Raw genomic sequence first — 10,294 nt, 5'->3', positions numbered from 1 at the left:
GTTCTGGCCTTTTTTGTTGCCGAAGTGACACGGAGTGACAAAAAAGTGACAAAAGTTTTTTTGGGAGGCATCATTTACACCATCTCCTCGCGCCAAATTGTCACGGGCGTTTCGTTAAAGTTGCTCTGTCTCAAAATGTACGACGGCTCCAAAATGTCATCTTTCATACGCAGGCTAACCGTATGCCGCACGCAGCCTTGCCAGTAATGAATATCTGCCTTACCTACCTCGCCGCTGGGCAAGTAGCAAAGCGTCCCGTGAGAGCCATCGCCAGACGCAACGCTATAGGCGCTGAAATGTATCTCAATAGGGTATTTAGGTTTTCTCCCCGTAGGCGTAAGCGGACAAATCTCAAGAGCGGCAAAACCGTCATGACTCGGCTTCTCACCTACCGCAGTAGGAAGGATTAGCGCAGAATCCGTCTCAAGCCTTGGAATACCCGCTTCGTGGATAGTAACAGCCGTGGTTTTGCTCTCAGCTCGCGCGAGGTCGGCGGCAAATCTGGCGCAGGCCAACGAGTTCGCATACCAAAGCTTTGATCCATTCGGCCAAGAAAGACAAGTAAGCAGCTCACCAGTAAAGGGGCAGCTCTCAATACAATCTAAGTCAGGCACACTCACAGAAAGGCTGTAGATATCGCCATTATCTGTTTCGCCGCTGTCTTGCACTACTTCAAATTTGACAGCCTTATTTTTCTTCATCTGCTCTTTTACTTTTCTCTGTAACTCTTTTTTCGCAGCGTTCTGCTCGATTTGTGCGCGGATAGCCAAAGGCAAAGACACAATGAACAAAGCAAGAGCGCCGAGAAGCAAGAAGACACCAAGAGCAGGGACAGGTGAAACCAAGAAGGCGAATCCAAGAATAATCATAACCAGAGCAATTAAAAAGCGCTTTGAAAATCGATCCATCGCTGAGGGTTGCGCCTTTATATCCATTTTTAACCCCTACTCGCTCTCTTCTTTCGCCGCCTGGAACCACACAACCACACCGAGCAACATCACCTCGTCGTCGCCAGAAAACATAAGGTCGTCGTAGCTTTCATAGCTGTCAGCAGTAAGTAAGAGGCTTGATTGTCCGCGGTAATAGCGCCTGAGCACCGACTCACCCGAACTAGGCTCAGCCACTACCGCACACCCGTTCCAAGGCGATATCGTAGGGTCAACCATGACCAAACAGCCATCAGGATACGAGCGGTTCATGCAGCAGCCTTCTACGCGAAGCATGAAAGCATCGGGGTGGTTCCTTGCCACGGTTTCAGGCACCTCTACGAAACCAGGGTCTTCTATTTCTTCGATTGCTTCACCCGCATGTGTCTTGCCTAGGACGCGCATAGGCACCATCGCGGATGTGCCAACAGGGATAAAGCTACCGGCGCCTTGTGGCTTTTCCCCGAGTAGTTCTGATGTGCTCATGCTAAATAGTTCAGCGAGCTGTTTTAATACGCCTATACGTGGTTTAGCTCGACCAGCTTCCCACTGGCTGACAGACGAACCGGTTAAACCGACTTTTGACCCTAACTCATCCTGTGTTAATCCGAGTTTTTCGCGGTTCATACGAACGGTACTTTGGAAGCTCATGGCTACTCCTAAATTAGAGCGCATTAAAGTTTTCTAAAATTTTATTTCAAATTTGGCTTGAATTAGTTACAATTTACTGTAATATAATTACAGACAGAAAGGAGGAGAAAGTGAAAAGCACGTTAGCCGACATACGAGAGCGGCGCGGCATTAAGAAAAGAGCTGTTGCTGACTGTATTAACGTTTCATATCCAACTTATCAGCGATATGAGCAAAATCCGCGTTTAATGCGCGTTGGCGATCTAGAAAAGGTTTGTGCATTTCTACACTGCACAATAGGCGATATTTTTTTGCCTAGGAACTTGAATTAAATTCAAGTATTTCTCTTACGAAAGGAGCAAATCATGGATTGGCGTGTTGATTGGACGACAGATTACGAGAGTTGGCATGGAAAGTGGTTCAGCTCTCTCGACGAAGCCCGCGAGTTCAGTCACGAACTCAAAGTCCAGAACGAGGGGAACCCCGAATTCTGGATTGCCGCAAAGCGCCTTTGCATCGTCTGGTTGCCCGATTTCTTCGACGACAACATCCCCGCAGGAGCAATCAGACTCGCATAAGCAAATGCCCGCCACGAGCCAGCACTCGTAACGGGCGCGTCCAAAGGACTTAGAAATGGACAACCAAATTATACAACACACATTTCGCACTGTAGGAGGTACGGGCTATGAAATACATCGTGCAAGAAGTCCAAAAGCTACCGCCGCTCATCTCTGTGGATGCAGCAGCAGGAATTATCGGATGCAGCACACGAGCAGTCCGCGCCATGTGTGCAAACGGGCAGCTTATTGCTGCCAAGGTCGGGGACGAGCGTTGGCGTATCTCAAGCCGAGAGTTACTGAAGAAGTACGGCTTGCTCTGCGAGCAGTAGTAGTGATTGTCGGCGCCGCTATTGCACTTGAGCTGCTCTATGACCTCACCGCCTTTATCTACACAGGCATTGCCCTCGGCTTTAACCGCGCATTCATACCTTGGCACGTACAGACGATTCTGCACCTGATTGGGGCGATGTAAATGAGCAACGAAGTATTTGAACAAGCGCTTGAGCAGCTCTGCTCTGAACGCTTTGTAGGTAAGCACAAGCAATTCGCTTGCGATGACTTCAAACGTGTTGCTCGCCGCGTTATGGCTGAGTTTTGCGAGTCCAGACGCGTGATGAGCAAGCTTTTCAAAGCGGGATACGCCCGCGATTACCTCAATGGGTGGCAGACGGGCGCGGGTTGGGCAATAGCCCAAGAATTCCGCGAGTTTGACATTACGCCCTGAGACATCGAGGGACTTTTCGTAGCAACCGATGAAGGGGAAACGGCATGAAAGGAAAAGTTATCGTCAGCCGTGGGGAACATGCCCTCATCTGTGACGGCTGGGAGTACTACGACCGCCACGAGACGCGCCGCGTAGGAGACAAGGGTAAAAACGTCAGCGAGACTACCCATTTAGGCACCTTCTTCAAAGATGCTGACGCTTATAGCTGCTGGCTGGACTTTCTCAAGTCTGGGGGCAAGCAATGAGCCTACTCGTTATTCCAGGACGCTTGATGGGGCTTAATGAATACACAGCGCTCAACCGCACTCACTGGGCAAAAGGCAGTAAAGCGAAGCGCCATGAAACCGCCCTTGTCGCATGGTGTGCAAAAGCCCAACAGCTCAAGCCACTAAGCAGCCCTTGCAGGGTGTGTATCACGTGGTACGAGAAAAATCACCGTCGCGATCTCGACAATATCGCCTTTGGCGCGAAGTTCATCCTAGACGGGCTCGTAACCGCAGGCGTGCTTGTAGATGACGACCAAAAGCACGTCGTCGGTATTTCCCACATCTTTGCGACAGACAAAGATAACCCCCGCATAGAGGTTCGCTTAATCGAGCTTGAAGCAGGTGATGACAAATGATGCAAGACGTAGAAGGCATCTGCTACGCCTGCGAGCTTGCAGATGCAGAAGCGTGGTGGAACAGCCACTACGAAGACGATTACGGCGATGAAGATAGCTACGAGGAAGAAGACGAATATGAGTAACGAAACCTTAGAAGTAGAAGCTCAAGTAATCGAAACCCCGCGTGTTTTAGGCGATGCCGATGTATGGCTATCAGCCGCCACAGGCAAAGTGGCCGCGATGGTAGCAAGTGGCGACTATGAGCCTTTTCCCATCACAAGCGAGGACGATTACAAGCAAGCAAAGCGCACCCGCACAGCTCTCAATGCACGCATCAATGCAATCGAAACCGAGCGCAAGAGTATGACCCGCGCCATCGAAGAAGCGGTAAAAACTTTTAAGGACGGTGCAAAAAGCACACTTGAGCCGCTCACAGAGCGCGAGAGCGCTTTCAAACAAGAACTTGCGACATGGGACGAAGGCAGGCAGCAACGCAAGCGTGCAGAGCTGCAAGAAGCCTACTCCGACTTTGCAGGTGAGCTTGCAACCATGGTGAGCTTTGATCTCATCGAGGAGCACTACGCAAAGGCAGGCAAATGGTATTTACGCTCTACCAGCAGCGCCGCCGCTATAGGTGACTTGCAAAATGCAATACAAGCAGTGCACGGCAGCCTGACCACCTTAGACGGAATGCCTTACCCCGCCGACCGCAAATCACGCATCCGCGCGAAGTATTTGCTCTCGCTCGACATGGCAGGAGCTATTGCCGCAGAAAACGCCGAGTTCGAAGCAGCAGAAGCCGCGCGTGCCCATGAGCAAGCAGAGCGTGAGCGCCAGCAGCAAATGGCAGCAGAGGCAGCACAGCGCGAAGCTGAACGCGCAGAGCGTGAAGCAGCAGAAGCAGCAGCACGAGCGGAAGCAGAAGCCGCACGCGCTCACGAAGAAGAACTTAGGCAGGCAGCTGCCATCAAAGCCGCAGAAGAAGCTCGCCAGCGTCGCATAGAGACCGCGCAAGAAGCCCCACAGGAGCCCGTGGCATTCACAGTCGAGTTTCGCGCCACGGTCACCGAGCTACAGCTGCAAGCACTCCGCAATTGGATTAACGCAGCAGGTATTAGCGCAATGTTTAGGAGGATGTAATGAGCGATAACACGTTAGCGCTACCAGTCGAGCAGCAAGGAGCGCTTGAAGTTCGCAAACAGGTAAATGCAATTCAGTATCTTATGAAAGACGTGCTACAGGAGGGTACCCACTACGGCACCATTAAGGGATGTGGGCCTAAGCCTACCCTGCTTCAAGCGGGGGCAGAAAAGATAGCCTACATGTTTCACTTCGTGCCTACCTACACCATAGACCGCGAGGATTATGATGGCGGACACAGGTCATATGACGTCACTTGCACACTTACCAATCGTGATACAGGACAGGTGATGGGGTACGGCGTAGGCGAGTGTTCTACACTTGAGAGCAAATATCGATACCGCTGGACGGGCTATAACGAAAATCGTCGTAAAGAAGAAAATCCAGACATTGCTGATGTTTGGAACACCGTTAAAAAAATGGCGAAGAAACGCGCCTTTGTCGATGCGGTTAAGAGCACCACAGCTGCAAGCGACATCTTCACGCAGGACATAGAAGACATGCCAAACTTGGCGAACGTCTCAGTTCCACAGATGCAACCACAGCAACACGTGATGGCAACCGTAGAGTCTGTTCCAGCAAGCTATGAGCCACCAAAGCCCAAACAGAGCAGCCTTAAACCAGAGACACGAGAGTTTATGCGCGACGCATCCGAACACTACGCACAGGCACACGGCATCACACCGAATGAGGCCGCACACATGATTATCGACGCATGTGGTGCGCCAATCGATAGCGACGCCTATCTACAGACTGTAGGCAATTTTGTCATGGGAGCACCAGTGGCACCAGCAGCTGGCTCTCAAGCTAAAAGCGGATGGAGCAAGGCATGAGCGATATCAACACCGTGGTGCTCACAGGCAATCTTACACGCGATCCTGAGCTAATGGCGACCCAAGGCGGAGCCTCAGTGCTCAAGTTTGGCATTGCCAGCAACAGAGCCATCAAAGATACAAACGGGCAGTACAAAGACGTACCCAACTTTGTTGACTGCGTCATGTTCGGACAACGCGCTCAATCGCTTTCCACCGTGCTTACCAAGGGGATGAAAGTCGCGCTTGAAGGTGAGCTTCGCTATTCAAGTTGGCAAGCACAAGACGGCTCCAACCGCTCAAAGCTTGAGGTTGTATGCCGCAACATTGTCCTACCCCCACGACCGAAGCAACAAGCGCCCTCACAAGCGCCCACAGGCTACGCGCAGAGCCGGCCACAGCCACAGCAGCAGACGCAAACATACCAACAGGAACAAATGCCTACTTATACGCCAACACCTGCTTATAACGCGCCACAGCAGGCGCCAGCACCAGACGTATATGACGAAGATATCCCATTTTAGTGAGGTAGAACATGGACAAGAACAGCATTGGACTCAACATTGACGAGTCAATCATTAAAAGCGCAGTAGTTGAGACTACTAAAGCGGCAATTTTAGCAAGCATGAGCGATAACGGACTTGCAGAGCAGCTGGTACATGAGGTGCTAAGTATCAAGGTCGATAAGGACGGCAAGATAGCAACAAGCTCGTGGGGGCGCGAAAGCGGCATGACGTACCTCGAGTACATTGTTAAAAAAGCCATCCAAGATGAAGCAAAATCTGCACTTAAAGAAGCCCTCGAGGAAAATCGCTCCGCGCTTAAGGAAGCGATTAAGCGTGAACTTAAAAAGGACAGCACGCGCAATGAAATGCTAAATAATTTTATGAGCGAAATGATGAAAGCCATCTCGTATGGCTACCACACGACCGTAAATGTTCAATTTGAGGAGCAAAAATGACACCAAAAATCACACCTGAGCAATTACGCAGATGCGCGAATATGTATGACAATGAGCCGACATATAGTCTTATCTCCATCATGGAAGATATAGGGGCAGAAGTCAGATTAGACAGCGGATACGACCGTTTGACAAGCGCCATTCTTGAAGTCATCGCCGATAGCATTGATGAGCACTATGTCGATAAACATGAGACACTAGGCGGCAGGTACGCGGAGCTGCCAACCAGCAAAGACGGTGAGCAGATCCATATCGGCAATACGGTCTATGACAAAGAAGGCACAATCTACTATGTGCAGGGCATTTCTACAGGAAAGCTAAACCTATTCCTCTCAAAATTTGGTAAGGGGAAAGACTGTGCAAAGCCTTATCGCTCGCAAGATTTTACGAAGATAAAGCCTGACAGCTGGGAGCGCATTATCCAAGATGCCTTTATGACGGGCATGGATTTTATCGCCGAAGACGGCGAAGAGCTAATGCTCAAACATGGCTGCTCAAAAGATGAGCTCATCGCTCGCTGCCGCAAATTGGCAGGTGAGAGCAAGTGAGCGCCGCCCTTCTACCCGTTCTAGACGCCTGCTGCGGAGGTGAGAGCTTCTACTTCGCCCGTGGCCACGTGCTCACGGTTGACGCGCATCCGCGTGTGGACACGCTCTGCGACGGGAGGAAGTTCCGCTGCAAGCCACAAGTGGTCGCGGACTTCACCGACCTGCCGTTTCCTAGTGAGAGCTTTGCTCACGTGGTGTTCGACCCGCCCCACCTGCTGAGGGGCAAAGGCTGGCAAGCGGAGAAGTACGGGCTGTTGCCACATGACTGGGAGCCTTACCTCACGCGGGGATTCGCCGAGTGCTGGCGGGTGCTGGCGCCACTAGGAACCCTCGTGTTCAAGTGGAGCGACGTCCAGCTCCCTCTCTCGGAGGTACGCAGGACGTTCCCCGCAGATCCTCTGTATGGCAACCGCAGACCAAAGGCGAGCAAAACGTATTGGATTGTATTTGTAAAGGAGGACGGATGATTCCATATTTGACTTTTTGGCAGCGTATTTTGGCAAAACTGCTGTGGAGATATGAGCGCAAACACGGATGGGGCGCAGGGTTTGATGATGACATAGACGGTGCGGCATGGCTGCTGCTAGACCCTGAACATGCGAGCTTTTCGGCATCATACGGTCTTATGCGTGACTATCTGTATTTGCGCAAGGCAGGTGAGACGGATGAGTAATTCAATATCAGCAGAGCGCATAGCAGTAGCACGCAGACTGAGAGACAACGCGGATGATGGTGCCGAGTGGATTATCCCTTGGGCGGCATTTAACGATGCACAAGAGCATGACAATATCGCCCTCAATAACCGCCTTGCAGATCTTATCGACCCAACATGTGAGATTGAGCCTGCTGGGAAAGTTCCCAAAAAGGTAGCGGACAACCTTAACACATGGCTTTGTTCAGAGTGTGGCTCACCAATCTACAACGACATGATGCCAACATACTGCCCGTACTGTGGCGCGAGGGTGGTGAACGCAGATGAGTAAGCCTACAGATGTAGAGCGTAAAGAGATGGCAAGAAAGCTGAGAGATTACGCGGGCGAGAATGTCGAATGGATTGCACCGTGGGCTGTATTTCACGACTGGAACGGCGACAATTCCGTGCTTCTTACAAACCATCTTGCAGACCTTATCGACCCCGTGTGCGAGCTAGACCTTGATATCAGTATGGAGAACATCAAGTGCTCAGCCTGCAGCAAGGCCATCCCACACGGCACCAACCCACTCGAGATGAAATATTGCCCCAATTGCGGAGCTAGGGTGGTGAGCTGCAATGACTAGCCTTAAGCCCTGCCCCTTTTGCGGTGGCACCACACAGCGCGTAAAAAGCTCTGGTCGCTGGGGGTGGTTCGTATCGTGCTCATGCGCAGCTGTAGGGCCATCCGCTATAACCAAAGAACTTGCAATTGAGCGTTGGAATACGCGCACAGAACCGATGCAGCAAACACTTTTTGGCGAGAAAAAGGATTACCACCATGAAAATTAAATCAGCTTACAAGAAATTTGAGTGCAGCGGTGGTGTAGGAAAGCTGCAATTTGAAGTCACACCAACCGCAAAAGACGCAGGAGAGCTATCGCGCTTGCAGCTACTGAGCATGCCTGTTGAACTGAGCATCGAGCCCATTCAGGATGAATTGCCGTTTGAAGAGCAAGAAAACAAGGCGATGGAAGCGCAAAACTGCACCATTTATGAGCTACCAGGCACTCAAGTAGTGTCTATTACATCTGATGTTGTTGTACTCGATGGGGTGCCAAATCTTGACGCGGTAGCGCAACTTATCAGCAAGGTTTTAGGACATGCGGATTGCTATATCGATGCTTATTGCGATGATTACGGACTTACGCGCAAAGAATTTTTCGATATATGGCATGAAGTTCAAGCATTTCTTGAGCACAAAGCCCATGAGAACACGCCCGTAGCAGAGTAAAAGAGGACATCGTTATGCCAGTCTTAATTCAAGATGATATGTATGAAGCGGCTGCCATGATGACCAAGAAGCAGGGGAGCGAGTTCTTACTTGCTCTTCTGCACTATGGGTTCACAGGTGAGGAGCCTACAGGTAAATGCCCATGGTTGCCGACATTTATTGCATGTAAGAACCGTATTGATATGAGTAAGCGTGCTCGCGAGCGTGCACAAAACATGGCAAATGCTCGCTACTCCAAGCGTGAAGATACAGATAAACAGCCTGTTAATAAGCCAGCTGATGCACAAGCAGAATGCACAAGCAACATGCATGAGCAAGATGCACAAGCAGAATGCACAAGCAACATGCATGAGCAGCATCCTGAGATAGAGTATGAGTATGAGAATAATAAGAGTAAAAAGAAAGAAATAAAAAGAAAGAAAAAAGAGAATCCACCAACCGTTGAAGAGGTTGCTGCCTACGTCGCAGAGCACAACTTCACCCACGTTGACCCCGAAACGTTCGTTTCCTACTACGCCAGTCAGGGCTGGAAAAAAGCCAATGGACAGGCGCTTTCTGACTGGAAAATTGCCTGCTCAGGGTGGAATTCTCGCGCTAGAAACCGAGGAGAACCACAGGTGAAGGCGCGTGACACAGCATCCAGTCTAGGCGGCAAATATGCAGCCTATTCGGAGGAGGCGACGTCATGAGCACAATCGCAGCGGCACTTGCGAGAATTGCCAGCTCAAGCGCTAAAAAACTCCAATGGAATCTCTCACCAGATGGCAGCTGCGTTTTGATAGGAAGCAGGTTTTTCCCCATCGATGAAGCAGGCATTGACGCGTATATCGCCACTCATCAGGGTAAAAGCGTGAGCACGCAGGAAATCACCGATGCCGAAGCAGCTCAGCTAAAGCCCGCAGAAGTGCCGTTTGAGGTGCGCATGGCTCGTCTTGGTGTGCCAAGTTCCTACTGCAACGTGCCGTTTGTGAGCTGCTATCTCGATGCTTTGCAAGCTGGGCGCGGGCTTTGGCTCTGGGGCGCAGCAGGCGTTGGCAAGACATTCAAAGCCTGCTCTGTGCTTGCCTCTTGGATCTCATCTGGCGCAGGGAAAGCCGCATTTGCGACAGCCCCAGGCATGCTCCGTGAGCTGAGAGCAGCAATCGGCGAAGGCAGAGAAAGCGCAGTTGCGGGGCATTACGCGCTGATACCGCTTCTTGTGCTTGATGATTTGGGTCGAGCACTTCCGACCGAGCTTGCCATTACACAGCTGTTTGAGGTCATCAATGCCCGTTCAGCCTACGGGCTTCCTACCATCGTCACCTCACAGGAGAGTCCTAGTGACATGGCAAAAGCTCTCAGCAGTAGAGGCGACACAGAAGGCGCTGACGCAATAGTTTCGCGCCTTGTAGGCTCGTGTGAGGTCATCCACATGACAGGAGCCGACAGAAGGCTTGTAGCCAATCGCTAGGGCAGCTTATGTGA

The 10,294-nt window shown here is 51.1% G+C and carries 23 protein-coding genes; 21 read left to right on the top strand and 2 right to left on the bottom strand.

What is annotated here, in order from left to right; all coding sequences use genetic code 11:
* Positions 1-74 precede the first annotated feature (74 nt).
* Entirely contained in the window at positions 75-935 is an 861-nt protein-coding gene (locus Q0X25_RS02120; RefSeq protein ID WP_298578755.1) for a hypothetical protein, read from the bottom strand.
* 9 nt (positions 936-944) lie between these two features.
* Positions 945-1,577, bottom strand: a complete 633-nt coding sequence (locus tag Q0X25_RS02115) for a LexA family transcriptional regulator (RefSeq protein ID WP_298578754.1) — start codon at positions 1,575-1,577, stop codon at positions 945-947.
* A gap of 110 nt (positions 1,578-1,687) precedes the next feature.
* On the opposite strand from Q0X25_RS02115, the gene Q0X25_RS08505 reads away from it, so the two are divergent.
* From Q0X25_RS08505 to Q0X25_RS02020, 21 genes are all read left to right on the top strand, one after another.
* On the top strand, positions 1,688-1,888 hold the full coding sequence (locus Q0X25_RS08505) for a helix-turn-helix transcriptional regulator (RefSeq protein ID WP_367270375.1): 201 nt from the start codon (positions 1,688-1,690) through the stop codon (positions 1,886-1,888).
* A 33-nt stretch (positions 1,889-1,921) separates the two neighbouring features.
* Complete coding sequence (locus tag Q0X25_RS02110) at positions 1,922-2,134, top strand: hypothetical protein (RefSeq protein ID WP_298578753.1); 213 nt, start codon at positions 1,922-1,924, stop codon at positions 2,132-2,134.
* Between the two features lie 107 nt (positions 2,135-2,241).
* Positions 2,242-2,445 (top strand): helix-turn-helix domain-containing protein, encoded by a 204-nt coding sequence (locus Q0X25_RS02105; protein WP_298578752.1) that lies wholly within the window; start codon positions 2,242-2,244, stop codon positions 2,443-2,445.
* A gap of 2 nt (positions 2,446-2,447) precedes the next feature.
* Complete coding sequence (locus Q0X25_RS02100) at positions 2,448-2,588, top strand: hypothetical protein (RefSeq protein ID WP_298578750.1); 141 nt, start codon at positions 2,448-2,450, stop codon at positions 2,586-2,588.
* Positions 2,589-2,840: a hypothetical protein gene (locus Q0X25_RS02095; protein WP_298578749.1), complete on the top strand. Its 252-nt coding sequence runs from the start codon at positions 2,589-2,591 to the stop codon at positions 2,838-2,840. It abuts the gene before it with no gap.
* 44 nt (positions 2,841-2,884) lie between these two features.
* Positions 2,885-3,085 (top strand): hypothetical protein, encoded by a 201-nt coding sequence (locus Q0X25_RS02090; protein ID WP_298578748.1) that lies wholly within the window; start codon positions 2,885-2,887, stop codon positions 3,083-3,085.
* Positions 3,082-3,462 carry a RusA family crossover junction endodeoxyribonuclease gene (locus Q0X25_RS02085; RefSeq protein ID WP_298578747.1) on the top strand — a complete coding sequence of 127 codons (381 nt, stop codon included), beginning with the start codon at positions 3,082-3,084 and terminating at the stop codon, positions 3,460-3,462. Before Q0X25_RS02090 ends, Q0X25_RS02085 begins: the two co-directional genes overlap by 4 nt.
* Positions 3,459-3,587, top strand: coding sequence for a hypothetical protein (locus tag Q0X25_RS02080; RefSeq protein ID WP_298578746.1), 129 nt, complete (start codon positions 3,459-3,461; stop codon positions 3,585-3,587). Before Q0X25_RS02085 ends, Q0X25_RS02080 begins: the two co-directional genes overlap by 4 nt.
* On the top strand, positions 3,580-4,584 hold the full coding sequence (locus Q0X25_RS02075) for a DUF1351 domain-containing protein (protein ID WP_298578745.1): 1,005 nt from the start codon (positions 3,580-3,582) through the stop codon (positions 4,582-4,584). Before Q0X25_RS02080 ends, Q0X25_RS02075 begins: the two co-directional genes overlap by 8 nt.
* Entirely contained in the window at positions 4,584-5,417 is an 834-nt protein-coding gene (locus Q0X25_RS02070) for a hypothetical protein (protein WP_298578744.1), read from the top strand. Before Q0X25_RS02075 ends, Q0X25_RS02070 begins: the two co-directional genes overlap by 1 nt.
* On the top strand, positions 5,414-5,920 hold the full coding sequence (locus Q0X25_RS02065) for a single-stranded DNA-binding protein (RefSeq protein WP_298578743.1): 507 nt from the start codon (positions 5,414-5,416) through the stop codon (positions 5,918-5,920). The genes Q0X25_RS02070 and Q0X25_RS02065 overlap by 4 nt, the downstream gene beginning before the upstream one ends.
* 11 nt (positions 5,921-5,931) lie before the next feature.
* The gene (locus Q0X25_RS02060) at positions 5,932-6,357 is read left to right on the top strand and encodes a hypothetical protein (RefSeq protein WP_298578741.1); all 426 of its coding nucleotides are present in this window, start codon (positions 5,932-5,934) and stop codon (positions 6,355-6,357) included.
* Positions 6,354-6,905, top strand: coding sequence for a hypothetical protein (locus Q0X25_RS02055; RefSeq protein WP_298578740.1), 552 nt, complete (start codon positions 6,354-6,356; stop codon positions 6,903-6,905). Before Q0X25_RS02060 ends, Q0X25_RS02055 begins: the two co-directional genes overlap by 4 nt.
* Positions 6,902-7,372, top strand: a complete 471-nt coding sequence (locus Q0X25_RS02050) for a class I SAM-dependent methyltransferase (RefSeq protein WP_298578739.1) — start codon at positions 6,902-6,904, stop codon at positions 7,370-7,372. The genes Q0X25_RS02055 and Q0X25_RS02050 overlap by 4 nt, the downstream gene beginning before the upstream one ends.
* On the top strand, positions 7,369-7,578 hold the full coding sequence (locus Q0X25_RS02045) for a hypothetical protein (protein WP_298578738.1): 210 nt from the start codon (positions 7,369-7,371) through the stop codon (positions 7,576-7,578). The genes Q0X25_RS02050 and Q0X25_RS02045 overlap by 4 nt, the downstream gene beginning before the upstream one ends.
* Complete coding sequence (locus Q0X25_RS02040) at positions 7,571-7,888, top strand: hypothetical protein (RefSeq protein ID WP_298578737.1); 318 nt, start codon at positions 7,571-7,573, stop codon at positions 7,886-7,888. Before Q0X25_RS02045 ends, Q0X25_RS02040 begins: the two co-directional genes overlap by 8 nt.
* The gene (locus tag Q0X25_RS02035) at positions 7,881-8,183 is read left to right on the top strand and encodes a hypothetical protein (protein ID WP_298578736.1); all 303 of its coding nucleotides are present in this window, start codon (positions 7,881-7,883) and stop codon (positions 8,181-8,183) included. Before Q0X25_RS02040 ends, Q0X25_RS02035 begins: the two co-directional genes overlap by 8 nt.
* Positions 8,176-8,388: a Lar family restriction alleviation protein gene (locus Q0X25_RS08500; RefSeq protein ID WP_367270374.1), complete on the top strand. Its 213-nt coding sequence runs from the start codon at positions 8,176-8,178 to the stop codon at positions 8,386-8,388. Before Q0X25_RS02035 ends, Q0X25_RS08500 begins: the two co-directional genes overlap by 8 nt.
* Complete coding sequence (locus tag Q0X25_RS02030) at positions 8,378-8,830, top strand: hypothetical protein (RefSeq protein ID WP_298578735.1); 453 nt, start codon at positions 8,378-8,380, stop codon at positions 8,828-8,830. Before Q0X25_RS08500 ends, Q0X25_RS02030 begins: the two co-directional genes overlap by 11 nt.
* A gap of 14 nt (positions 8,831-8,844) precedes the next feature.
* Positions 8,845-9,519, top strand: coding sequence for a hypothetical protein (locus tag Q0X25_RS02025; RefSeq protein WP_298578734.1), 675 nt, complete (start codon positions 8,845-8,847; stop codon positions 9,517-9,519).
* Positions 9,516-10,280, top strand: a complete 765-nt coding sequence (locus Q0X25_RS02020; RefSeq protein WP_298578732.1) for an ATP-binding protein — start codon at positions 9,516-9,518, stop codon at positions 10,278-10,280. The genes Q0X25_RS02025 and Q0X25_RS02020 overlap by 4 nt, the downstream gene beginning before the upstream one ends.
* Positions 10,281-10,294: the final 14 nt, after the last annotated feature.

It is taken from the genome of uncultured Olegusella sp., from assembly GCF_947253395.1.
In the GTDB taxonomy this organism is placed as follows: Bacteria; Actinomycetota; Coriobacteriia; order Coriobacteriales; family Atopobiaceae; genus Olegusella.
This window is presented reverse-complemented; position numbering and strand designations above follow the sequence as displayed.